Below are 24,090 nucleotides of genomic sequence, written 5' to 3'. Positions count from 1 at the left end.
AAACTATATCTGTCTTGTTCTTTGTAGAAGAAGGTGGTCTGCTATGACTAGGGCTGCCATCGCTTCTACTATGGGTACTGCTCTTGGAAGAACACATGGATCATGTCGACCTTTAAGTTGTATTTGCACCTCTTCTTTCTCTTTATTAATTGTGTTTTGTTGTTTCACCAAGGTGGCTATAGGCTTAAATGCGACACGGAAGTGAATGTCCATACCGTTTGAGATTCCCCCTTGTATTCCTCCGGAGTGGTTTGTAGTAGTTTTAATCTCTCCATTGTCATTAATGAATGGATCGTTGTGTGCTGAACCAGGTAGGCTTGTACCTTCAAAACCGGAACCATAGTCAAAACCTTTGACTGCATTGATTCCTAGCATTGCTGCTCCTAGTTCTGCATGAAGTTTATTAAAAACGGGTTCGCCTAATCCTGCAGGTACTCCTTTGATAACAGCAGAGATTACTCCACCTAGAGAGTCTTGATCTTTTTTTGCCTCTTCAATTGCAGTGATCATCTCTTTGGCTTTCTCTTCGTCAGGACAACGAACGATATTGTTTTCGGTATTTGAAATATCGAGTTCATGATAGCTTTTATTCAAAGTGATCTTACCTACTTGAGATACGTATGCTGCCACATCAATCTGGTAGTGTTGTAATATTGCTTTTGCAATGGCACCTCCAGCAACTCGTGCTACGGTTTCTCTTGCTGAGGATCTTCCTCCTCCTCTGTGATCTCTACGTCCATATTTAGCAATATAGGTGTAGTCAGCATGAGAAGGACGAAATATATTTTTAAGATTGTTGTAATCAGAAGAGTGGTGGTCTTTGTTTCGTACAATAAAACTGATGGGTGTACCTGTCGACACTCCTTCGTAAACACCCGAGAGTATCTCTACAGTATCCGATTCTTTACGTTGTGTTGTAATGTGAGATTGTCCAGGTTTACGACGATCTAGATCTTTTTGAATAGCCTCTTGTGATATCTGAACTCCTGCTGGGCATCCATCTAGTATCCCTCCAACAGCTGCTCCATGAGACTCTCCATAAGTTGTTAAACGTAATATGTTTCCAATAGTATTCATAGGGTTAATTTTGAATCTTTGAAATAAGTTTTGTCTATGTGTAAGGTAAAGATATAAAAGGTTTTTGTAGGGCAGGTATTTGTTGGCAAAAAGTCTATATATATATAAACAAAGGGGACGGCAAAACCATCCCCTTGTATATTTTCATTCTTAAAAAGAATTATTTTCCAAGAAATGTTTTTACTTGATTATAAACATTCTCTCCGTTGAATCCAAGCTCTTGGTCAAGTATAGTGTAAGGTGCAGAGAATCCGAATGAACTCAATCCCCATACACATCCGTTATGCCCAACTAGTCCTTGTAATGTCAATGGAAGACCTGCTGTTAAACCAAATTTAGGAAGTGCTGATGGCAATACCTCTTCTTGATACTCTGCCGATTGACTACGGAAAAGACCTTCAGAAGGAACAGATACAATACGTACTGAAATACCTTCTTTACGAAGTTTCGTTGCTCCCTCTACTAATGTAGATACTTCAGAACCTGAAGCCAAAAGAATGATCTCTGCATTTTGATCATCTTCCACAATATAAGCTCCTTTGTCTGCTTGTTTCGCATCTTCATAACGAGAACCTTCAGAAGGAAGATCTTGAACATTCTGACGAGAGAAGATCATTCCTGTAGGCGTAGAAGTATTCTCTAATGCTAATTTCCATGCTATAGTTGTCTCTTGTGCATCTGCAGGACGAAGAACAAGCATTGAGTTTTCTCCCTTATGATTTTTCAAATGCTCCATCAAACGAACCTGTGCTTCTTGCTCTACTGGTTGGTGTGTAGGACCATCTTCTCCAACGCGGAAGGCATCGTGGCTCCAGACAAACTTCACAGGAAGTTCCATAAGTGCAGCCATACGAATTGCTGGCTTCATGTAGTCACTAAATACAAAGAAAGTACCACATACTGGAATTACTCCACCATGAAGAGCCATACCATTCATAATACATGCCATTGTAAGCTCACATACCCCTGCATTAAAGAAACTTCCAGAGAAATCACCTTTAGTGAATGGATAACTTCCACCTTTTAGGAATCCGTCAGTCTTATCTGAATTAGAAAGGTCGGCAGAAGCAACAATCATGTTGTCTACATCCGAAGCAAAGTGTTGTAGCACTGTTGCTGAAGCATTACGAGTGGCAATATTGGCTTTTTGTTCGATCTTGTCGAAATCAAACTCAGGAGTTTCTCCATTAAAAAAACTCGCAAGTTTTACTGCTAGATCAGAGTTCTCTTTAGCCCATGCTTCTTCTATCTTATTCTGTTCAGCAATCCATAGACGAAGTGCTTCCGCTCTCTCTGCGTAAAGTGCTTTTACGTCATCAAAGATTTGGAATGGCTCCTCTGGGTTTCCACCTAAGTTTTTGATAGTCTCTTCTATAGATGCCCCAGCAGCAGAAAGAGGTTGTCCGTGAGTAGAAACTTTACGCTCGTAAGATTCTCCCTCAGTACCTAAAGCACCTTTACCCATCACTGTTTTACCAATGATAAGAGTTGGTCTTTCTGTCTCTTTGTTTGCTTCTTTCAATGCAGCACGAATCGCATCTGCATCATTCCCGTCTATTGTAATTGTTTTCCAGCCCCATGCCTCATACTTCATTGCAGTATCTTCAGAAGATACAGCATCAGTAGTGGTAGAAAGTTGAATATCGTTAGAGTCGTAGAACATGATTAGATTACTTAAACCTAATGTTCCTGCAATACGTCCTGAACCTTGAGAAATCTCTTCTTGGATACCTCCATCTGAGATAAACGTGTATGTTTTGTGTGACATCCACTCTCCAAATCGAGCCACAAGGAATCTTTCGGCAATAGCAGCTCCAACAGCCATCGTGTGCCCCTGTCCTAGAGGACCTGATGTGTTCTCTACTCCTCGTGCAAAATCTACCTCTGGGTGACCAGGTGTTGCTGTTCCCCACTGGCGGAAGTTTGCAAGCTCCTCCATACTATAATTCCCAGCTAAAGCGAGAGTTGAATAGAGCATTGGAGACATATGTCCTGGGTCCAAGAAGAAACGATCGCGGTGTGGGTATAGCTTATTATCTGGATCATATTTCATGAATTCACTATACAGAATGTTGATGAAATCTGCTCCACCCATCGCACCACCTGGATGACCTGATTTTGCCTTCTCAACCATAGAAGCTGAGAGGATTCGAATATTATCCGCTGCTTTATCTACTACCTTGTTGTTCATTGTAACTAGATTGATATAAAAGTATGCATTAAATTTTAAAGCCCAAATATAGGAAAAAAATAGGACTCCTATAGAATATTTTGTAGCTTTAGTGACTGCTGTCTATGCTGTTTTCTTAATATGTTTTGATGATCTAGTTGAATAATAGGTTATTGTCAAAAAAGAGTGTTGATTCTCTTTAGAATCAAACTAAAAAGAAAGGGCATTGAGTTGCCCTAATGCCCTTTGCTATAATTATAAATAAGTGGTTTCCTTTCTCTATTAAAAAGCAAAAGCAAAACCTGTTTTGATAGTCCAATATTTTTGTGAGTTCATATCTGAACTTTCGAAGGTGTAGTTATATCTTGCACTCGCATTAAAAAATAGATGATTATTTAATCGAACAAGAAACCCTGCCTCTGGTGCCAATCCAAACTGCCATTCATCTCCTTGAAAGCGTACGCCACCCAATGTCTTTTCATAATTGGTGTATACCCCTCCAGCGCCTAAACCCACGAATGGGGTGATCTTAGAGATTGCAGGATTTTTAAGGTAGTAGTGCATTGTTGCCATTACAGTAGTTGAGTAGACCCAATTAAAAGCATTTCCTGTCAACTCTGCATCTTGGTAATTCATGGTCTCTTTCCCTTTTGCGTCATAAAAGTTTTGATAATCTGCTGCGAGTCCAATAGATACTTGATTGCTCAAGAATGCTCTATATTCCATTGAGGTTCCACGAAAACTATTGGTTTGGGTGAAATCTTGAATTTCTCCATTTGCAAATCCCATATTATAGTTAATCAAAAATAGACTATTCAAAGACTTTGTCTCTTGCCTTTTGGTTGGGATTGTATTTGCGTAGATTGTTTGTGCTTTTAGTCCCCCTGTTGTAAAGGCTATCACTAAAAGTGTTATATATAATTTTATTCTCATGATACTTTATTTTTTTCCTAGATAATCAGATTGTTCAAATGCTTGAGGTATATTTTTTTCTATACGAGACTGAATATAAGCATCCGACCCTTGTAGAAGTCCACTGATATTAGCTTCCCAAACAATTGGTAGTTTTTTATTTTCTGTGTCAGCATTGGTCATGTCTAGCATTTGAATGATGACACTTCCCATTTTGTAAGCATAGTAATTGTTGTAGTATGAATACCAAGGTGTGTATCCTGGACCAAACCAAGGGTAGTAACTTCCCCATCCATACCATCCCCAGTAATCATACCAGTTATAATTCACCACTCCAACATAGGTCGTAGACATGGCCGAAACGGTTAGCATAAGTTCGGGTGTTGCTCCATTACTTTCATCTGCTTCCACATACCCTAGGCTGTTCATCTCTTCTTTGATTATCTCAATTGTTCTTTCATCATATTGATGAGAAATAGGGTCTTGAAACGATTCTTCTGGTACGATATGTACAATTGTATCAGGAATTTGGTAGTAAGTAGGGGTTGAAAATTCAAAATCAGCATCATGTGTTGTCATCACTAGATCATAATCTTCTACATATTCTGGGCCCTGCTCTTCACAAGAGAACAGGAAGGGTAGTAGCACCATACTCAATGCGACTATCCATGTCTTTTTAAATTGTTTCATTGTATATATCATGTTTTTAAATTTCTATATTGAGAGCTAATTCAATCTTTGTGCCAATCTTTAAATGATTTGATAATTTTAAGACTATCCTCCTTTTATTTTCATTTTTTAAATCTTTTGGGCACTTCTCAAATATGTAGTTGGTGATAAATTTCTTGACCAATTAAACAAATTGATATTCATCTGGGTTAATATTATTGTGTTTGTTTAACTAATGGATATAAGGATGTTATATAGAAATTTGTTTTTAAATTTATTGCTTTCGTTTATTCCTTTCTGCTTATTTGCTCAATATACTCCATCTTATGTTGGTAAAGATGCAACAGAAAAGTATCCTTACTTACTCCCAATTGGTGCTCAGAAAATAGTGAAGTTGGGTAATGATTTACCCCTTCCTGTTGGATTAATGTTTAATTATGTGCATCAAAAGACGGAAGTAAATACCACGGATCTAATGCTCTCTTTTGAGGAGTTTGGTACATACCAAGATTTCTCATGGGTAGAGTTTGATAAAGCTCGTAATACTACGAATGTGATGAATATTCGTTTAGATGCTTGGTTATTCCCTTTTTTAAATATTTATGGTATCTATGCTCATTCATGGACTGACGCAAATACACAGGTAACATTCCCTGTTGATATTCCAATTCATACCGAACCCACAGCGAATACTGTTGGTTTTGGAGGAGTCTTGGCTTATGGGTTTAAACATTATTATATGGCACTGAACTTTAATAGAAGTTATACCTATTCTAGTGCTTTAACTAGTACTATTAAAGGTAATATTGCATCTTTTCGTTTGGGACGAAATTTTAATATTACAGGACTACATAAGATCGGACTTAATATTGGGTGCCAATATCAAAATTTTAACTCTTACTCAAAGGGAAGTATCGATATGAGTAAAGCGCTTGGTTTTATTGATACACCAGAAGTTCATGAGGTCGTTGATCAAATTAAAACTGGAGCTGCGGAGTTTTATAATAACCTAAGCAAGCCACAACAAGTGATAGTGGATCGTTTTATCGAAGGATTGCAAGATAAAATACCTGATCCAGAAAATTATCCTTCTACGCTTTATTATACTTTCAATAAAGAGCGGGTAGGAGATTGGGCTTTCTTAGTTGGAGTACAGTATTTATACAGCAAACGAATGTGGTTTCGTGTAGATTATGGAGCAGGTAATGGATATCGAAATTTGCAATTCACATTCAATTACAGGTTTGCTCACAAACTTTTGTCTCATAATAAATAACCTACTCTTTTAATAAGCATCATTAAAAACTAAAAAAGGAGAAGATTCTAACGTGAATCCTCTCCTTAAATATATCTATTATTTGGGTTTTGTTTAGACCGAATGTATAGTTTCTAGGCTCTCTTTTCCTAGTTCGATAGCCTCTAGGTTTATAGGGATTAGTTTGTGGTGTCTTTCTGGAAGAGATTTTTCAAGACCTTTCTTTACATTCTCTGGAAGTACTACAGGTTTAACCTTTAAGTATCCTCCAAGGATAATCATATTGAACGTCTTAGGATTTCCCATCTCAGCAGCTTTTTTCGCTCCCTCTATCTTGTAGATATTAATATCTTCTCTAGTAGGTGGGTGCATAATTCCATTTGGATCAAAGATTAGAGTACCACCTGGTTTTACTGTTTTTTCAAACTTATCCATTGATTGTTGGTTCAGAATGATTGCTGTATCATATTCATGAAGAATAGGAGAGCTAATACGATCGTCACTTAAAATCACAGTTACATTTGCTGTACCACCACGCATCTCAGGGCCGTATGAAGGCATCCAAGTTACTTCTTTATCTTGCATTACACCTGAGTAAGCAAGAATTTTTCCCATCGACAAAACTCCTTGACCTCCAAAGCCTGCGATGATTATTTCTTCTGTCATAATTTCAAGAGTTAGAAATGTTTTTAAACGAGATATATTACTTGCCTACATTTGGAAGTTCCTCTGCACTCATCTTCTCTCCATCCTTAAGATCTCCTAGAGGATAGAATGGGAACATGTTGTCTCGCATCCAATCGTTTGCACCCACTGGTGTCATCTTCCATCCTGAGTTACAAGTAGAAACCACCTCTACAAAAGAAGTTCCTTTTTTCAACTTGGTGTTTTCGAAAGCCTTACGGATCGCTTTTTTTGTCTTTCTAACTGCAGCAGGAGTCTCTACACTCTGACGAGTTACATAACATGCTCCTGGAAGTTGCGCAAGCATTTCCGTAATTTTCAATGGATATCCGTGTAGGTCGATATTTCTACCATAAGGAGTGGTTGCAGTCACCTGTCCTTGCATGGTGGTTGGAGCCATCTGACCTCCAGTCATTCCATAGATTCCGTTATTTACGAAGACCATAACCATGTTTTCACCACGGTTTACAGCATGAAGAGTCTCTGCTGTACCTATCGCAGCCAAATCACCATCTCCTTGATACGTAAATACAAATTTATCAGGATTTAATCTGTTGATTGCTGTGCCAAGTGCAGGTGCACGTCCGTGCGCTGCTTCTTGCCAATCGATGTCAATATAGTTGTAGGCAAACACAGAACAACCCACTGGAGCCACCCCGATAGTTTCCTCTTGAATATCCATCTCATGAATCACTTCGGCAATAATTTTATGAATTACCCCGTGACTACAACCTGGACAATAGTGCATTGTTTCGTTGGTTAGTACCGAACTTTTTTGTGAAACAATGTTCTCAGGTCTCATTATATTCTTTAGTGCATCTGAAATTTCTGCCATTTTTTATCCTCCGATAACTTTTTGCTCAAGCGCAGTGACTACTTCACTTGGAGAAGGAATGATACCTCCCATTCTTCCAAAGTGTTCCACAGGTTTTTTACCATTAACAGCAAGACGTACATCTTCAACCATCTGTCCAGCATTCAACTCAACAGTTAAGAATCCTTTTACCTTCTCTGCCAAAGCAGCAATTTGCTTGGTAGGGAATGGGAAAAGAGTGATAGGACGAAGAAGACCTACTTTGTAACCTTTCTCTTTAGCAATCTGCATTGACTTTTGACAAATACGTGCAGAAGAGCCAAATGCTACAAAAATATAGTCTGCGTCTTCACAGTCTATCTCTTCATAACGAACTTCATTCTCTTGGATCTCAGCATATTTTGCTTGGAATTTTAAGTTATTTTGTTCCATTTGCTCTGAGTCCAGTTCTAGAGAAGTTACCACATTTTGTTTGCGGTCTTTCGTCTTCCCTGTAGTAGCCCATGAACCAGAGATCTCTTGAATCTCTTGGTCTGTCCATCTTGGTTTTTGAGGTGCCAACTCCACCTTTTCCATCATCTGCCCAATAGCTCCATCAGAGAGAATCAATGCAGGGTTACGGTATTTAAATGCAAGGTCGAAACCCAGCTCTACAAAATCATGCATCTCTTGCACTGAAGAAGGAGCCAAAACGATCAATTTATAATCTCCGTGTCCACCTCCTTTTACACATTGGAAGTAGTCAGCTTGTGACGGTTGGATTGTTCCCAATCCTGGTCCACCACGTTGTACATTTAGTATTAGACATGGTAATTCAGCTCCTGCCAAATACGATAAACCTTCTGTCATCAAACTAATCCCTGGACTAGAAGAGGATGTCATTACTTTTTTTCCAGTAGCAGCACCACCATATAACATATTTACAGATGCAGTCTCACTCTCTGCTTGAAGAACAACCATACCTGTAGTTTCCCATGGACGATTGTTCATTAAGGTTTCCATTACCTCCGATTGAGGAGTAATAGGGTAACCGAAGTATCCATCACATCCACAACGAATAGCTGCTTCTGCAATAACTTCATTTCCCTTCATTAACTTTAATTCTCCCATTATCTGATGTTTTTTAAGCAGTTTTTACTCTGTACACTGTAATACAACTATCCGGACACACCAACGAACAATTAGAACATCCTATGCAACTATCTGGGTTCTCCATATAGGAGAAATTGTAGCCTTTGCCATTGACGTTGCGGTTTAGGCTTAGTGTTTGTGTCGGACAAGCTACCACACAAAGGTTGCATCCTTTGCACTCTTCTGTATCCACCACTACAGCTCCTTTTATTTTAGCCATAACTTACAGGTTTTATTTAAATTAGTAACAGTAGGTTCACATCCACTGTTGATATTGTGATTGAAATTTTTCTATTCTTTGTTGTAGCGTTTCCAATTGGTCTCTATTTACATGTGAAACACATGCTCGTAATCCTTGTTGGTTGCTACCAGTATTGTCAAGTGTAATGGCACTGATACCAAAGTGTAAAAGCGCCTCTAATAGAGTCGCACCATCCATTTTAGGATAGCATATTGTAAAGTAGAAACCATCTCCGATCTCTTGGTCAATATCTTTATCGTACACTAGTTCAAAACCATTATTCAAAAATATACTTTTCATAACACTTGCACGATGACGATACTCATCTAAATTATCTAAAAAGTTTATTTTTTTGTCATTCGCACTCTTTAGCATTGCAGCCATTGCTCTTTGTGCTGAATGTGAAGTTCCTGAGGATAAGGAATATAGGGCTCGGTATACAAGTGCTGCCCCAAATGATGGAATATTCCATCTGTTTTGTAGTTCAGGATAATTTCTTTCTGCTAATTTATCAGAAATAGCAATCATTCCAATACGTTCACCAGCATAGGAGAATATTTTAGAACTTGATATAAACAGGATATAGTTATCAGTGTAGTTTGCTACTGTTGGTTGAAATGGTTTCTCTTTTGGACTGCCATAAGCATGGCGAAAATCCATCCCAAAGTATGCCAAATCTTCTAAAACAACTACATCGTACTTATTTGCTAAAGTTCCGATAATCTTTAGTTCTTCCTCTGTCATACAGATCCAAGATGGATTGTTGGGATTGGAGTATATGATAGAGTGTATATTTCCTTTAGAAAGGTAAGATTCTAGTTTTTTGTATAGTTTTTCTCCTCGGTGTTCATATACATCAAAAGATTCATATTTATGTCCCATGACCATATGTTGCTGTTTTTGAACTGGAAAACCCGGATCAATGAAAAGCGTAGTATCTTTTGTTTTGTCTAGTTGATTGCAAGTCAAAAAAGCGGCATAAGTACCCTGCATTGCTCCCACAGTAGGGATACAATTTTCTGAACTAAGTTCTATATTTAGAAAGTTCTTAATGAAACGTTGACTTTCCTGTTTGAATGGTTCTACTCCATCTATAGCAGGATATTGTGATGCAACTCCCTCTTTTAAGGCATCGATTTGTGCTTTTACCCCTTCATCAAGAGCGGGTATCCCTGGTATTCCCATCTCCATTCTAATAAATGGAATACCACTCTCTTTTTGAATGTTATTTGCTAAAAGAACAATCTCTCTAATCGAAGCTTCACTTAGGTTTTTTAGTTGTAATTTATCGATATTTCTTTTTACAATATCGTGATCTATAAGTGTATGATTCATCTTTTTCTTTTTCTGTGTCATCCATTAAGAATGTGGTGAAAATTCTAGTCAAAAAAGGCTAGATACACGATCTAATATAAATAGCAAAGATCTATTTACTAAAGTTTGGTTATATAAAAAAAATATAATAAAACAATGATAGAACGCATGTTTTATGATATAATGATGACCTAAATATATGAATTTGTTTCGGCTTATCCTAAACTTACGAACTTTAGGTCCTTATTTATAAAACAAATAGTTTAGTTCCCATGGAGCCTAAACTATTTGTACTATTGAATGTTACTTATTGAAAATTGGCAGGATAAGTTTGAGCCAATTCTCAATCCTTTCATCTGTCTTTTCTGCTTCGAAGTCTTCGTCTAATGGAAGTCCAACAAAAGTTTTTCCCTTTATCGCTTCTGAGTGCGTAAATTCATAACCACTCATATCAACTCCTCCTATACAACTTGCTCCTTGTTCTTCTAGTTTATGTACCAACTTACCCAAGCCATCTACAAAATGAGCAGCATAGGTAATATGATCCCCAAGCCCAAAACAAGCAATTGTTTGATGACTTAAATCCATTTCGTGTAGGATGGGAAAGAAGTTGGACCAATCATCCTTCTTAAAGTTCTGATCCCAAGTATCATCTCCTATGGTTGCTGTCCCACATATCATATTTTGATAAGATGATAGCTTCTGTTGTGTTGCTTCTTTAACTGGAATAATATCAATTTTTTTCGACCCAATTTTCTGGGCGATTATATTTGCAACTTTTTCAGTAGCTCCTCCTTGAGGACCATAAACTAGGGCAATTTTATTCATAAATAAATGTTTAAGGTAAGTTACTTTGGAATTAGGAGTAGCTAGTTAACTATCTAGGCATTGCTCCTTTCTTATATTCTCCTAAAATAGAGAGGCTACTAACGTTCTTAAGAACTTTATGTATGGCCTTCTCGTATTTTTCTCTATTGTCATATTCTAAATCTACATGAAAAGAATACTCTTCAGGTCGTCCTAATATTGGGATCGACTGAATCTTTGTAAGATTAATTTCATATTCACTGAAAATCATTAAAACATTGGCTAACGAACCATGGTAGTGTCCACATTCAAAGCAGATCGATGTTTTGTTACTTGATACAATTCCATTAGATTTCTTCGTTAAGATCAAGAATCGAGTGTAATTACGTTTATTGGTCTCTATCCCTTTTTCCATGATATTTAGATCATAAAGTTCCGATGTGCGAACATTACCAATGGTTGCAACATCTTTTCTTTTGCTATCTCTTAGTGCTTTGGCTGCTCCTGCAGTATCACTTTTTTCTAAAAGTACTGCATCTGGAAAGTCTTTTTGAATAAATTCTATACACTGTTTCAGTGCTATAGGATGAGAGTGAATCTCTTTAATATCTGAACATATCGAACCTTTATTCATTAAAAGATTCATCTCAATATGTAAATAGACTTCTCCTATAATTCTTAGATGATATTGGCGCATCAGGGAGTAGTTTCCTAATAGACTTCCAGCAATGGAGTTCTCTATAGCCATCACGCATAGATCCACTTTATCATTGTCAACCAACTCTACGGCCTCTTTGAATGTGGAGCATTCGATGATCTCAACCTCTTTGTCTTCAAAATATTTTAATGTCGCATCTTCATGAAACGATCCTTTTATCCCTTGTATAGAAACTCTCTTCATTCTTTTATATCATTGTATTACACGAAAGACATCTGTTTTCTCCGAAATTCGTAGTGTAACATAACTTCAAAAGAACGGAGTCGTATGTGACAAATGTCATTAGGTAATGTATAAAATATGAGAGAAGCTGTGCTGTGTATAATGAACTATATCTCTATATTTAATATTTACATAACACAGCTTCACCATATTTATACTCTAAGTATGGAACACAACCAATGGTTTGGTTGTATGAAATAGTACTTTCTTCGTTTTGCTTGGATTGAAAAGAGAGGTGATGATATTTCTACGATGCATCGTCATGGCAATTAGATCACAGTTCTCTTCTTTAATAAAGCGATCAAGTACTGTTGTGATATCTTCATGACCTTTTGTATAGAATCGGATCTTAACAAACTCTCCAAACTCAGCATCTATCTTCTCTTCAAATTTTTGTGTTTCTGTAACATTAAAAGTTTCTGGATTCTCTGAGTCGTTTATGTGTAACACTTTTATATTCAATCTCTTCTTGTTTGGTGAAAAGATGTTGATTAACTTATGCAGTGCAATAAAATCGGACTGTTCAAAATTAGTAATATACACAACTGTTTTCTCCTCAGAGATAAAGGAAGAGTCTTCAGGTATCGCAATCACAGGAACTTTTGCCTTTGAAATAATATGAGAAGTGACACTTCCAAACCAATAATCACTATTGCTTCGGCCTTTATTACCTATTATAATTAAGTCATAATTCACCTCTTCTACATAATCGATAATGGTCTCTTCTGCAATACCTCCAATAAGGTCTGTATGTATCTGAAGATGATTCAAGTTATTTTCAGCGATATAAGGCTTTAATTTCTCCAAAAATTGGTTCATATTATTGGTGGCATTGGTTTCAATGTCAGCCAAAGCTTCATTAACCGAACTGGAAAATGAATAGGTGTTTTCATAGGTTAATGGACTAATAATAGGATTGAAATAGGTGTGAAAGAAAGTGATCTCTGCATGTTTTTTGTTTGCCACATGGAGTGCATATTTGGCCGCATTATAAGAGTTTTTTGAGAAGTCAATAGGTACCAATATTTTATTTATTTGATAATCTGGTGTGACCTCATCCTCCTGTTTCTTTTCATAAACACTTCCCATCTTCTCTAAGACCTCTTTGGCTTTATCCAAATCTTTTTCATAAACCAATAATTCTATTCCGTTGGGAACATTTGTGTGAATGGAATAGTCCAATCCTTGATGGATGATACTGTTGGCTATTCCCATTGAATCTAGCCATCCTTTAGCCAAATAAGCTCTGTGTAGGTAGGTGTATCTCGCAACTGCTACCAATGAATTACCATCGTTCATAGCCATCTTTTTTAAGGTTACTTTTTATTATAATAAACCAATAAGAACCCTTTTTGTTTAGCGTTTAGCCTAGTTTATACTATCAAGGGTATCTTTTTTTAGAATAAAAAAAAGGATTTATGATGTGTAAAAAGTGATAGGCTTCCAATGCAAATTAGCAAAAATAAGTATGGAATATAGATTCAATGAATCTTATCGTGCTCTTTTTTATGAAAGAATTCGTACAACATTCAATGATGTAATTATGTTTGCAGGGCTTGTTCATGAATTATTTAAATGAGAAAAGGTCGACTATTCATATTTTGACTACCTCCCGAAAAAAGTTGTATTATTACTGCAAGTATCTGACATTCACAATATAATATATGTGTAAAAACGAGGAAAGCTAGATTAAAAATGTTATTTTAAGTGTGAAAACATAATCATTTAAAACCTAGCTCATGAACAAGATACTTACAAAACAAATACAGAACAAGCTAAGTCTATATTTTTGTAAATTAAATAGTCATTTAACCAAACCAGAATTACGTTGTACACGTGAGATAACAACAGGTATTCTTAAGACAGGGTCTGTTATTATCAATCAAATAGCAACAGCTATAGGTGATTCTATAGACAAACAACAAACGACCAAAAGGCTTCGAAATCATTACAATAAAAAAGGTTTCTTTTTAAAACTTCTTAGAGGCCATATGGATTGTGTGTCAGATACAATTCATGAAGGAGACTACATTCTATTTGATGGATCAGATATTCAAAAGAAATATGCTAAGACCATGGAAGGTCTGGATTTTGTAAAAGATGGAGATGAGAAAAATAAGGTTGGATTAGGTTATTGGCTTATGAATGTTGTACATATTGATAAGGCCAATAAGATGACACCTTTGTATAATAAGCTGTACAGTTTCGATCATGGAGCCAAGAGTGAAAATAATGAAGCAATCGAAGCATTAAAAGAAGTAGATAATGCTATTTCAAAGAATGTAACTTGTGTGTTTGATCGAGGATTTGATCGTCAGATTATTAAGGATTATGTTGTTAGTCAACAAAATAACTTCATAATCAGATTGAAAAAGAATACCAAATTAATATACAAAGGCAAAGAAACTACTGTATCTACAATTGGGAAAAAGATTCCATTCTTCATGGAATTAACTGCCAATAAAAGAGGCAAAAACAAAAGTAAAAAGATAAACTTTGAGTGTGGTGCTGTTAAGGTTAAATATAGAATAAAGCAGAGGGAATTTGAGCTATGGCTTGTTGCTACAAAACGCAAATCAGGAGGGAAATGTTGGTTATTAACCAACTCACCTAAGCATACAATAACAGAAGTTATTAGTGAAGCTTTTCAAGCATATGGCTTTCGTTGGAAAATAGAAGAATACCATAGACATATCAAATCAAGCTATGATTTAGAGAATATACAAATAAAGAAGTTTGATGGACTGCAATGCATGTTGGCAATTTTAACCATTGCAATGGGAATCCTTTATAACACATTAGAGTCCATGCATCTAAGGTTGTTGCTAGATAGCAAAATTAAGATACTTGATAAAAACAAGGTATCTGAACTCAGAAATTTTATCTATTATAAGATAAGTACGATAATTAAAATTTTATTGGCAAATGTTTACACAAAACATATAATACAGAGTAAACAGACACAAGTAGACGTAGGACAAATGAGACTCAATCTAGATTTCTGACTAAAAAAACGGGAGGTAGCCAAATACAAACAAATGTTGCACAACTAAATCTTTTTTTTATCAACTAGATAGTGTCTTAAAAAAAGAGCGCAACAGAATCTGTTACGCTCTAAGTTATTTATGGTCTCTATCTTTTTAAGAATTCTCTTACTCCTGCAGGTGTTTCTCTAGGAGACGATAGAAAGATCGAATTAGCGTTCTATCTATCGTAAGATTATTCTCGATATGAACCTTAAAGATGACCTTCTTATTTTAATACCATCTTATATATTTCATTATGGTATTTCACCAAATAGATTCCTCGAGGAAGATCTCTCACATCTATTCTTCCTTTATTGTAAACAATCTTCATCTTGACACCTGTGATTGAGAATATGGTGATATCATCTTTCGCATCCCCCTCTATGGTAATAAAATCCGTTGCTGGATTAGGGTATAGGATGAAATTAGACTTCTCTGTCTTAGGTGTTGAAGTCGCTTTGGTCACCACCACCTGTAATGTAGCAGTTGCATCATTATAGTTTTTGGCCGTTGCTTTTGCTGTGATAGTTGCAGTTCCCAAACCTACGATGGTTACGGTGTTGTCAATAACAGATACTACCTCTTCGTTGCTTGAAGTGTATACGATAATCGCCTCTTCTATGTTAGACCATGCTTTCGAGAGATCGAATGGCTTATCTTCGATGTTCTTTTGGATGGAGGAATTTGCGATATCCCATGTAATATCCCCCTTGCCTTTTCTTACGACAAGTTTTCTTACCACACTCTTTGCAGCACAACAGTTTTTAGTAGCGTCACAACAAGCAGAGATGTTTGCAGTTCCTGCACCTACGATGGTCACGGTATTGCCATTGATGGTTGCCACCTCGCTGTTGCTTGAAACATATTTTATCGTTGCGTCTCCATTGGTGGTCGCTGTAAGGTCAAAGTTTGCATCACCAAACGTCTTCACATCAATGTCGTTGAAGGTAATTGTTGATGATGCTTTATTTACTACCAATGCTTGCGTTGTTGTTGCTGCCAGATAGTTCGATGTCGCATCACAAGATGCAGAGATGTTTGCAGTTCCTGCACCAACGATGGTTAAGGTCTTTCCAATGATGGTTGCCACCTCGCTATTGCTTGAGGCAAATGTTACTGTTCCGTCTCCATTGGTGGTCGCTGTCAGATCAAAGTCTGCATCATTAAACGTCTTCTCATCGATTTCGTTGAAGGTAATCGTTGATACCGCTTTATTTACGACCAACTCTTGAACCACATCCGTTGCTGCCAAATAATTGGTTGTCGCATCACAAGACGCCGTGATGTTTGCAGTTCCAGCACCTACGATGGTCACGGTATTGTCATTGATGGTTGCCACCTCATTGTTGCTAGAGACATATTTTATAATTCCGTCGCCATCAGTGGTCGCTGTAAGATCAAAGTTTGCATCACCAAACGTCTTCTCATCGATTTCGTTGAAATTGATCGTTGATACAGCTTTATTTACTACCAATGCTTGCGTTGTTGTTGCTGCCAAATAATTTGTCGTCGCATCACAAGACGCCGTGATGTTTGCAGTTCCAGCACCTACGATGGTCACGGTATTGCCATTGATGGTTGCCACCTCGCTATTGCTTGAAACATATTTTATCGTTCCGTCGCCATTGGTAGTCGCTGTCAAGTCAAAGTCAGCATCGCCAAACGTCTTCTCATCGATTTCGTTGAAATTGATCGTTGATACCGCTTTATTTACTACCAATGCTTGCGTTGTTGTTGCTGCCAGATAGTTTGTTGTCGCATCACAAGACGCCGTGATGTTTGCAGTTCCTGCACCTACGATGGTCACGGTATTGCCATTGATGGTTGCCACCTCGCTGTTGCTTGAAACATATTTTATCGTTGCGTCTCCATTGGTGGTCGCTGTAAGGTCAAAGTCAGGATCACCAAATGTCTTCTCATCGATTTCGTTAAAGGTAATTGTTGATACAGCACTATTTACGACCAATGCTTGCGTTGTTGTTGCTGCCAGATAGTTCGTTGTCGCATCACAAGACGCTGTGATGTTTGCAGTTCCAGCACCTACGATGGTCACGGTATTCCCATTGATGGTTGCCACCTCGCTGTTGCTTGAGGCAAATGTTACTGTTCCGTCTCCATTGGTGGTCGCTGTAAGGTCAAAGTCAGGATCACCAAATGTCTTCTCATCGATTTCGTTGAAGGTAATTGTTGATGCTGCTTTATTTACTACCAACTCTTGAACCACATTTGTTGCTGCCAAATAATTGGTTGTCGCATCACAAGACGCTGTGATGTTTGCAGTTCCAGCACCTACTATGGTCACGGTATTTCCAATGACGGTTGCCACCTCGCTATTGCTTGAAACATATTTTATCGTTCCGTCGCCATTGGTAGTCGCTGTCAAGTCAAAGTCTGCATCCCCAAATGTCTTCTCATCGATTTCGTTAAAGGTAATTGTTGATACAGCACTATTTACTACCAATGCTTGCGTTGTTGTTGCTGCCAGATAGTTTGTTGTCGCATCACAAGACGCCGTGATGTTTGCAGTTCCTGCACCTACGATGGTCACGGTATTGCCATTGATGGTTGCCACCTCATTGTTGCTAGAGACATGTTTTATAATTCCGTCTCCATTGGTAGTTGCTGTCAGGTCAAAGTTTGCATCACCAAACGTCTTCTCATCGATGTCGTTGAAGGTAATTGTAGATACCGCTTTATTTACGACCAATGCTTGCGTTGTTGTTGCTGCCAGATAGTTTGTTGTCGCATCACAAGACGCCGTGATGTTTGCAGTTCCAGCACCTACGATGGTCACGGTATTCCCATTGATGGTTGCCACCTCATTGTTGCTAGAGACATGTTTTATAATTCCGTCTCCATTGGTAGTTGCTGTCAGGTCAAAGTTTGCATCACCAAACGTCTTCTCATCGATGTCGTTGAAGGTAATTGTAGATACCGCTTTATTTACTACCAACTCTTGAACTACATCCGTTGCTGCCAAATAATTTGTCGTCGCATCACAACAAGCAGAAATCTTTGCAGCTCCAGCACCTACGATGGTCACGGTATTGCCATTGATGGTTGCCACCTCGCTGTTGCTTGAAACATATTTTATCGTTGCGTCTCCATTGGTGGTCGCTGTAAGGTCAAAGTCAGGATCACCAAATGTCTTCTCATCGATTTCGTTGAAGGTAATTGTTGATGCTGCTTTATTTACTACCAACTCTTGAACCACATTTGTTGCTGCCAGATAGTTCGTTGTCGCATCAGAAGACGCCGTGATGTTTGCAGTTCCAGCACCTACTATGGTCACGGTATTTCCAATGACGGTTGCCACCTTGCTGTTGCTTGAGACATATTTTATCGTTCCGTCTCCATTGGTGGTCGCTGTAAGGTCAAAGTCAGGATCACCAAATGTCTTCTCATCGATTTCGTTGAAGGTAATTGTTGATGCTGCTTTATTTACTACCAACTCTTGAACCACATTTGTTGCTGCCAGATAGTTCGTTGTCGCATCAGAAGACGCCGTGATGTTTGCAGTTCCAGCACCTACTATGGTCACGGTATTTCCAATGACGGTTGCCACCTTGCTGTTGCTTGAGACATATTTTATCGTTCCGTCTCCATTGGTGGTCGCTGTAAGGTCAAAGTCTGCATCCCCAAATGTCTTCTCATCGATTTCGTTAAAGGTAATTGTTGATACAGCACTATTTACTACCAATGCTTGCGTTGTTGTTGCTGCCAGATAGTTTGTTGTCGCATCACAAGACGCCGTGATGTTTGCAGTTCCAGCACCTACGATGGTCACGGTATTCCCATTGATGGTTGCCACCTCATTGTTGCTAGAGACATGTTTTATAATTCCGTCTCCATTGGTAGTTGCTGTCAGGTCAAAGTTTGCATCACCAAACGTCTTCTCATCGATGTCGTTGAAGGTAATTGTAGATACCGCTTTATTTACGACCAATGCTTGCGTTGTTGTTGCTGCCAGATAGTTCGTTGTCGCATCACAAGACGCCGTGATGTTTGCAGTTCCAGCACCTACGATGGTCACGGTATTTCCAATGATGGTTGCCACCTCGCTATTGCTTGAAACATATTTTATCGTTCCGTCGCCATTGATAGTCGCTGTCAAGTCAAAGTCAGCATCGCCAAACGTCTTCTCATCGATGTCGTTGAAGGTAATTGTTGATACTGCTTTATTAACTACCAATTCTTGAACCACATCTGTTGCTGCATAACAATTTTTTGTCGCATCACAAGACGCCGTGATGTTTACAGTTCCAGCACCTACGATGGTCACGGTATTGCCATTGATGGTTGCCACCTCGTTGTTGCTTGAAACATATTTTATCGTTCCGTCACCATTGGTGGTCGCTGTAAGATCAAAGTCAGAATCACCAAACGTCTTCTCTTTGATGTTGTTGAAGGAGATCGTTGGATTTCCTTTAGTTATAGTCCAAGCTTCTTCAAGAATAACTTCATCAGCAAGAAAATGTTCTGTTGCCACCACATCGACCTTCACATCGTAGACTCCTGTCTGAGTAGGAGCATCACTACTCCAGCTGTTTGGTGTCTCCCCATTATGCAACCTGTAGGCGAGTATGGGGGTCGTCTCGTTCGAAACACCAGAGATCGAAGTTAAAGGAAACTGTTGTCCCACTTTAAAAGTAGTCTTTACTCTTTTCAGCGCCAGGTTCACGACAGATCTGCCACGTGCGAGATATGGATATCCACTATTTTCTGCTGGAGATATTGCCCAGATACTCTCTTCACCATTTGTGGTCTCTTCTACGAAGTCCCAGTTGATAAAACTGCTCTCTGTCCTCATCTGAAGCTCGGTTAATGGCTCTCCATAACTTTGGGAACTTGGATCTTTTTCTCCCGTTGTACTTTGGTAGTAACAATTGGTATGATTGTCTAAATTTGCCTCCCAAACAGCAACTCCTAATGATCCTTTTTGGTTAGAAGAGCTATTTACTGTTGCAGTACTATAACAGTTTTCTGCATAACCACATTTACCTACAAGTCCTCCTGTATTGTAGTTTCCGACAACTGTTCCTGTAGTGTAACAGTCTGATATCCTAGTAGATATAGATTCTCCTGCAATAATGCCAACTCTTCGATTACCCGTTATATTTGCATTGGTTACAGCGAGGTGCTGGATTTTGTTTGATCTATTATTCACAGAGCCAAATAACCCTACAAAATTCTCCTGTGGTCTATAAATATAAAGATTGTCAATGGTATAACCATTTCCTTGATAGTTTCCTGTAAATGGTATCGCTTCTCTGCATGGAAAATTAGAATCAGAATCCCCTATCGGATAAAATCCCATAGCAACATCAGGTGTCGTTTCATTCTTATCCGCATCTCCCATATTCCAAGTATTAGTGGCAGACGCATCGATATCTGCCGTTTGTATAAAACATTTATCCCAATCCCAATAGTTTTCTGATAGATTACGTAGTTGGTCTAAAGTATGAATTTGAAATGGATCTTCTAAAGTGCCCTCTCCACCATCAAAAGATTTGGTTAAAGTGATTGTTTTGGTAACCTCATCGTTTAGAAGCTCTATGTTACCCTCTGATAACTGGTATCCAGAAGTCATTATTTTGTAGCTCACAGAACTATTCGTAAGGACTGGTACTATTACTTGTCCTGTCTCATCAGAGGAGTGTGTTCCTAAGCACTCTATGATAGCATTAGAAACAGCAACTCCTTCACACATAATGTTAAGAGTAAGGTTAATCGTCTCTGATGGATTCATCACCCATTTGGTAGTCCCTTTTTTGAGTATAGGAGGAGCCCCTTTGGTTAATGTGTTGTCTATTTCAATATCCCAATTTGTATATTGAGAGATCACGCCCATCTGCATTGCAGTTCTTGGAAATCCATAACTTTCCTTATAAGGATCTTTCTCTCCCGTTGTGCTTTGGTAGTAACAATTGGTATGATTGTCTAAATTTGTCTTCCAATAAGCAACTCCTAATGATCCTTTTTTGTAAGAATCGCTATTTACTGATGCAGTGCTGTAACAGTTTTCTGCATAACCACACCAACCTACAAGTCCTCCTGTATTGTTATTTCCCGCGACTTCTCCTGTAGTATAACAGTTTGATATTTCAGTCTCTATAGATTCTCCTGCAATAATACCAACATTATCGTTACCTGTAATATTTGCATTGGTTACAGCGAGGTGCTGGATTTTGTTTGATCTATTATTCACAGAGCCAAATAATCCTACAAAATTCTCCTTTGGTCTATAAATATAAAGATTGTCAATGGTATAACCATTTCCTTGGTAGTTTCCTGTAAATGGTATCGCTTCTCTGCATGGAGAATTAATATTAGAATCCCCTATCGGATAAAACCCCATAAAAACATCAGGTGTCGTTTCATTCTTATCTGCATCCCCCTCATTCCATTTGTTGGTCTCTGTGGCATCGATATTTGCCGTTTGGATAAAACATTTATCCCAATCTAAATAGTTTTCTGATAGATTACGTAGTTGGTCTAAAGTATGAATTTGAAATGGATCTTCTAAAGTACCCTCTCCACCATCAAAAGATTTGGTTAAAATGATTGTTTTGGTAATATCCTCGTTTAAAAGCTCTATGTTACCCTCTGATAGTTGGTATCCAGAAGCCATTATTTTGTAGCTCACAGAACTATTAGGAAGGACTTCTATTGTTACTTGTCCTGTCTCATCAGAGGTGTATGTTCCAAAATACTCTATGGCGGCATTAGGAACAGCAACTCCTTCACACATAATGTTAAGAGTTAGGTTAATCGTCTCTGATGGATTCATCACCCATTTGGTAGTCCCCTTTTTGAGTATAGGAGGCGCCCCTTTTGTTAATGTGTTGTCTATTTCAATATCCCAATTTGTATATTGAGAGATCACGCCCATCTGCATTGCAGTTCTTGGAAATCCATAACTTTTATCATAAGAATCTTTCTCTCCCGTTGTACTTTGGTAGTAACAATGGGTATGATAGTCTAAATTTGTCCCAGCATAAGCAGTTCCTAATGATCCTTTTTTGTAAGAATCGCTATTTACTGATGCAGTGCTGTAACAGTTTTCTGCATAACCACACCAACCTACAAGTCCTCCTGTATTGTTATTTCCCGCGACTTCTCCTGTAGTATAACAGTTTGATATTTTAGTAAATCTAGATTCTCCTGCAATAATACCAACTTTATGATTGCCAGTTATATTTGCATTGGTTACAGCGAGGTGCTGGATTTTGTTTGAATAACGATTGACAGAGCCAAATAACCCTACAAAATTCTCCTTTGGTCTATAAATATAAAGATTGTCAATGGTATAACCATTTCCTTGGTAGTTTCCTGTAAATGGTATCGCTTCTCTGCATGGAGAATTAAAATTAGAATCCCCTATCGGATAAAACCCCATAAAAACATCAGGTGTCGTTTCATTCTTATCCGCATCTCCCACATTCCATGTGTTGGTCTCTTTGGCATCTATATCTGCCGTTTGGATAAAGTGTTTGCTCCAGTCTGCTGTTGTTTCAGAGAGACGACGTAGCTGGGCTAGTGTCGCAATCTGATAAGGGTCTGTACTAGTACCATCCCCTCCAGCGTAGGCTGCTGCTGCCGTCGTCTCTGCGAACAGGGAGCTAGAAAATAGCATCAGCATAATTAGAATTGAGGTAGTTAAAAGTAATTTTTGTTTCATAAGATTAAAGTTATAAAAACATATTTTAAATATTATTATTAAAGTTATACCATAAATAACTCTTTTCAAAATGAATATGGTGTTATTTTAGCGTGTTTTTTTATGGTATATTGTATTGTTCGTCATCGGTTTATGAGGGGGTAGCTGTGGGGTATATTTATAAAAGACCATGTTTTTATATTATGTTTGTGTTGTTAGAAATGGATATAAATGTTAATAAAATTTAACGAAGAAGCAACAGTTCGCTATTGTTCTAAGAGAATATGTGGATGGCTTTTATTAAGATGTTTCGTTCCATACATATTTGCTTTACCCTTTTTCGTGTTGTGAGATTCTTGTTTCTTTTTCTGTCTGAACAGGATTGCCATTACTCTGAAATGAGTTTTATACGATGTATGAAACTCACGAACTCAATGTCGTATTACAAGAGTGTTCATCAGACTCTTTAGCAATAAAACAAGCATCCCTACTACTACCCACAAGATTGAGAACCATCACCGTGAACTCTTTTTTTGTAGCTATTTGTTTTTCGGGTTTTTATAGCCAGAGTTTAATATTTATTGAAATTAAGGGAGTTTGTTTGAGGTTTGTGCTAAAGTTATGGTTTAATCTCTAAGTTATCAGTACAGTAGAACATCGTTGTCACAACCCATAGATCGTATCTGTGATAATCTGTGAAATCTGTGGACACCCATTTATTCGTGTTTGGTAGTGTTTCTCAAGTAGGCTTGTTATGGTTTAATCTCTAAGTTATCAGTACAGTAGAACATCGTTGTCACAATCCATAGATAGCATCTGTGATAATCTGTGAAATCTGTGGACACCCATTTATTCGTGTTTGGTAGTGGTTTCCTAGTAGGTTTGTCCATGGTTTGTTCATGGTTTGTTCATGGTTTGTTCATGGTTTGTTCATCGATTCTCCATCGATTCTCCATCGATTCGGTGAATGAACCATGGAGGAGATATGAGCACTATATGGTCAAAGTAAGAATCAATCCACTTTCAAACAGGAAGGAGAGAGGAGCAAAAACTCTGTTAGGGCACTATTTCAAAAAGTGTGTAAGTGATTTAAAATAACGAATGGATCATGCCATAAGAATGGCATCCCTGTGGCTTTGGATCTCGTTATTTCTAAGTCTTATTATAATTATTTTATCATGATGAAGTGGATCTGCCTATTTTTAAGATAAGCTCTTTATAATGTATTTGATATATAAGTTTAAGATTTATCGTTTTTCGATAGCGTAGCCAATTGATATTGAGGTATAGAATTGTTCTTGGCTTAGAATATGCGTATTTTAGTACAATTCTCTCTGCATCAACCCTTATTCGTTGACTTGCAGTGTTTAGGGAGTATGACGAATGAAAA

At 37.8% G+C, this 24,090-nt stretch carries 15 protein-coding genes; 2 read left to right on the top strand and 13 right to left on the bottom strand.

Annotation, left to right across the window (positions count from 1 at the left end; translation table 11 throughout):
* Positions 1 to 3: 3 nt before the first annotated feature.
* The 4 genes from aroC to K4L44_08935 form a co-directional block, all read right to left on the bottom strand.
* Complete coding sequence (gene aroC, locus K4L44_08950; GenBank protein ID QZE12716.1) at positions 4 to 1,077, bottom strand: chorismate synthase; 1,074 nt, start codon at positions 1,075 to 1,077, stop codon at positions 4 to 6.
* Positions 1,078 to 1,237: 160 nt separating this feature from the next.
* Positions 1,238 to 3,268 (bottom strand): transketolase, encoded by a 2,031-nt coding sequence (locus K4L44_08945; GenBank protein QZE12715.1) that lies wholly within the window; start codon positions 3,266 to 3,268, stop codon positions 1,238 to 1,240.
* Positions 3,269 to 3,529: 261 nt separating this feature from the next.
* Positions 3,530 to 4,180 carry a hypothetical protein gene (locus K4L44_08940; GenBank protein ID QZE12714.1) on the bottom strand — a complete coding sequence of 217 codons (651 nt, stop codon included), beginning with the start codon at positions 4,178 to 4,180 and terminating at the stop codon, positions 3,530 to 3,532.
* A 6-nt stretch (positions 4,181 to 4,186) separates the two neighbouring features.
* Entirely contained in the window at positions 4,187 to 4,849 is a 663-nt protein-coding gene (locus K4L44_08935) for a DUF4136 domain-containing protein (GenBank protein ID QZE12713.1), read from the bottom strand.
* 226 nt (positions 4,850 to 5,075) lie between these two features.
* Between K4L44_08935 and K4L44_08930 the strand changes: the two genes are divergently transcribed.
* The gene (locus tag K4L44_08930) at positions 5,076 to 6,104 is read left to right on the top strand and encodes a hypothetical protein (protein QZE12712.1); all 1,029 of its coding nucleotides are present in this window, start codon (positions 5,076 to 5,078) and stop codon (positions 6,102 to 6,104) included.
* A 93-nt stretch (positions 6,105 to 6,197) separates the two neighbouring features.
* Here the strand turns inward: K4L44_08930 and K4L44_08925 are convergent, their stop codons facing one another.
* The 8 genes from K4L44_08925 to K4L44_08890 all read right to left on the bottom strand — a co-directional run bounded on the left by K4L44_08925 (position 6,198) and on the right by K4L44_08890 (position 13,313).
* A complete protein-coding gene (locus tag K4L44_08925; protein QZE12711.1) occupies positions 6,198 to 6,749 on the bottom strand; it encodes a 2-oxoacid:acceptor oxidoreductase family protein in 552 nt (183 codons plus the stop codon).
* A 37-nt stretch (positions 6,750 to 6,786) separates the two neighbouring features.
* Complete coding sequence (locus K4L44_08920; GenBank protein ID QZE12710.1) at positions 6,787 to 7,602, bottom strand: 2-oxoglutarate oxidoreductase; 816 nt, start codon at positions 7,600 to 7,602, stop codon at positions 6,787 to 6,789.
* Between the two features lie 3 nt (positions 7,603 to 7,605).
* Positions 7,606 to 8,673: a 3-methyl-2-oxobutanoate dehydrogenase subunit VorB gene (locus K4L44_08915; protein QZE15988.1), complete on the bottom strand. Its 1,068-nt coding sequence runs from the start codon at positions 8,671 to 8,673 to the stop codon at positions 7,606 to 7,608.
* Positions 8,674 to 8,704: 31 nt separating this feature from the next.
* Positions 8,705 to 8,932 (bottom strand): 4Fe-4S binding protein, encoded by a 228-nt coding sequence (locus tag K4L44_08910; protein ID QZE12709.1) that lies wholly within the window; start codon positions 8,930 to 8,932, stop codon positions 8,705 to 8,707.
* Between the two features lie 36 nt (positions 8,933 to 8,968).
* Complete coding sequence (locus K4L44_08905; GenBank protein ID QZE12708.1) at positions 8,969 to 10,288, bottom strand: pyridoxal phosphate-dependent aminotransferase; 1,320 nt, start codon at positions 10,286 to 10,288, stop codon at positions 8,969 to 8,971.
* Between the two features lie 282 nt (positions 10,289 to 10,570).
* On the bottom strand, positions 10,571 to 11,095 hold the full coding sequence (locus K4L44_08900; protein QZE12707.1) for a flavodoxin: 525 nt from the start codon (positions 11,093 to 11,095) through the stop codon (positions 10,571 to 10,573).
* A 49-nt stretch (positions 11,096 to 11,144) separates the two neighbouring features.
* Entirely contained in the window at positions 11,145 to 11,975 is an 831-nt protein-coding gene (locus tag K4L44_08895) for a prephenate dehydratase (protein ID QZE12706.1), read from the bottom strand.
* 198 nt (positions 11,976 to 12,173) lie between these two features.
* Positions 12,174 to 13,313: a universal stress protein gene (locus K4L44_08890; protein QZE12705.1), complete on the bottom strand. Its 1,140-nt coding sequence runs from the start codon at positions 13,311 to 13,313 to the stop codon at positions 12,174 to 12,176.
* Positions 13,314 to 13,753: 440 nt separating this feature from the next.
* Between K4L44_08890 and K4L44_08885 the strand changes: the two genes are divergently transcribed.
* Positions 13,754 to 15,019, top strand: coding sequence for a transposase (locus K4L44_08885; protein ID QZE12704.1), 1,266 nt, complete (start codon positions 13,754 to 13,756; stop codon positions 15,017 to 15,019).
* A gap of 247 nt (positions 15,020 to 15,266) precedes the next feature.
* Here K4L44_08885 and K4L44_08880 read toward each other — a convergent pair whose 3' ends face one another.
* Positions 15,267 to 22,721: a T9SS type A sorting domain-containing protein gene (locus K4L44_08880; protein QZE12703.1), complete on the bottom strand. Its 7,455-nt coding sequence runs from the start codon at positions 22,719 to 22,721 to the stop codon at positions 15,267 to 15,269.
* Positions 22,722 to 24,090: the final 1,369 nt, after the last annotated feature.

Source organism: Prolixibacteraceae bacterium, from assembly GCA_019720755.1.
Taxonomy (GTDB): domain Bacteria; phylum Bacteroidota; class Bacteroidia; order Bacteroidales; family Prolixibacteraceae; genus Halosquirtibacter; species Halosquirtibacter laminarini.
This window is presented reverse-complemented; position numbering and strand designations above follow the sequence as displayed.

Bases quoted from the DNA above. Each gene is read 5' to 3' on its own strand.
- aroC (QZE12716.1), bottom strand. From the start codon at position 1,077: ATGAATACTATTGGAAACATATTACGTTTAACAACTTATGGAGAGTCT.
- K4L44_08945 (QZE12715.1), bottom strand. From the start codon at position 3,268: ATGAACAACAAGGTAGTAGATAAAGCAGCGGATAATATTCGAATCCTC.
- K4L44_08940 (QZE12714.1), bottom strand. From the start codon at position 4,180: ATGAGAATAAAATTATATATAACACTTTTAGTGATAGCCTTTACAACA.
- K4L44_08935 (QZE12713.1), bottom strand. From the start codon at position 4,849: ATGAAACAATTTAAAAAGACATGGATAGTCGCATTGAGTATGGTGCTA.
- K4L44_08930 (QZE12712.1), top strand. From the start codon at position 5,076: ATGTTATATAGAAATTTGTTTTTAAATTTATTGCTTTCGTTTATTCCT.
- K4L44_08925 (QZE12711.1), bottom strand. From the start codon at position 6,749: ATGACAGAAGAAATAATCATCGCAGGCTTTGGAGGTCAAGGAGTTTTG.
- K4L44_08920 (QZE12710.1), bottom strand. From the start codon at position 7,602: ATGGCAGAAATTTCAGATGCACTAAAGAATATAATGAGACCTGAGAAC.
- K4L44_08915 (QZE15988.1), bottom strand. From the start codon at position 8,673: ATGAAGGGAAATGAAGTTATTGCAGAAGCAGCTATTCGTTGTGGATGT.
- K4L44_08910 (QZE12709.1), bottom strand. From the start codon at position 8,932: ATGGCTAAAATAAAAGGAGCTGTAGTGGTGGATACAGAAGAGTGCAAA.
- K4L44_08905 (QZE12708.1), bottom strand. From the start codon at position 10,288: ATGAATCATACACTTATAGATCACGATATTGTAAAAAGAAATATCGAT.
- K4L44_08900 (QZE12707.1), bottom strand. From the start codon at position 11,095: ATGAATAAAATTGCCCTAGTTTATGGTCCTCAAGGAGGAGCTACTGAA.
- K4L44_08895 (QZE12706.1), bottom strand. From the start codon at position 11,975: ATGAAGAGAGTTTCTATACAAGGGATAAAAGGATCGTTTCATGAAGAT.
- K4L44_08890 (QZE12705.1), bottom strand. From the start codon at position 13,313: ATGAACGATGGTAATTCATTGGTAGCAGTTGCGAGATACACCTACCTA.
- K4L44_08885 (QZE12704.1), top strand. From the start codon at position 13,754: ATGAACAAGATACTTACAAAACAAATACAGAACAAGCTAAGTCTATAT.
- K4L44_08880 (QZE12703.1), bottom strand. From the start codon at position 22,721: ATGAAACAAAAATTACTTTTAACTACCTCAATTCTAATTATGCTGATG.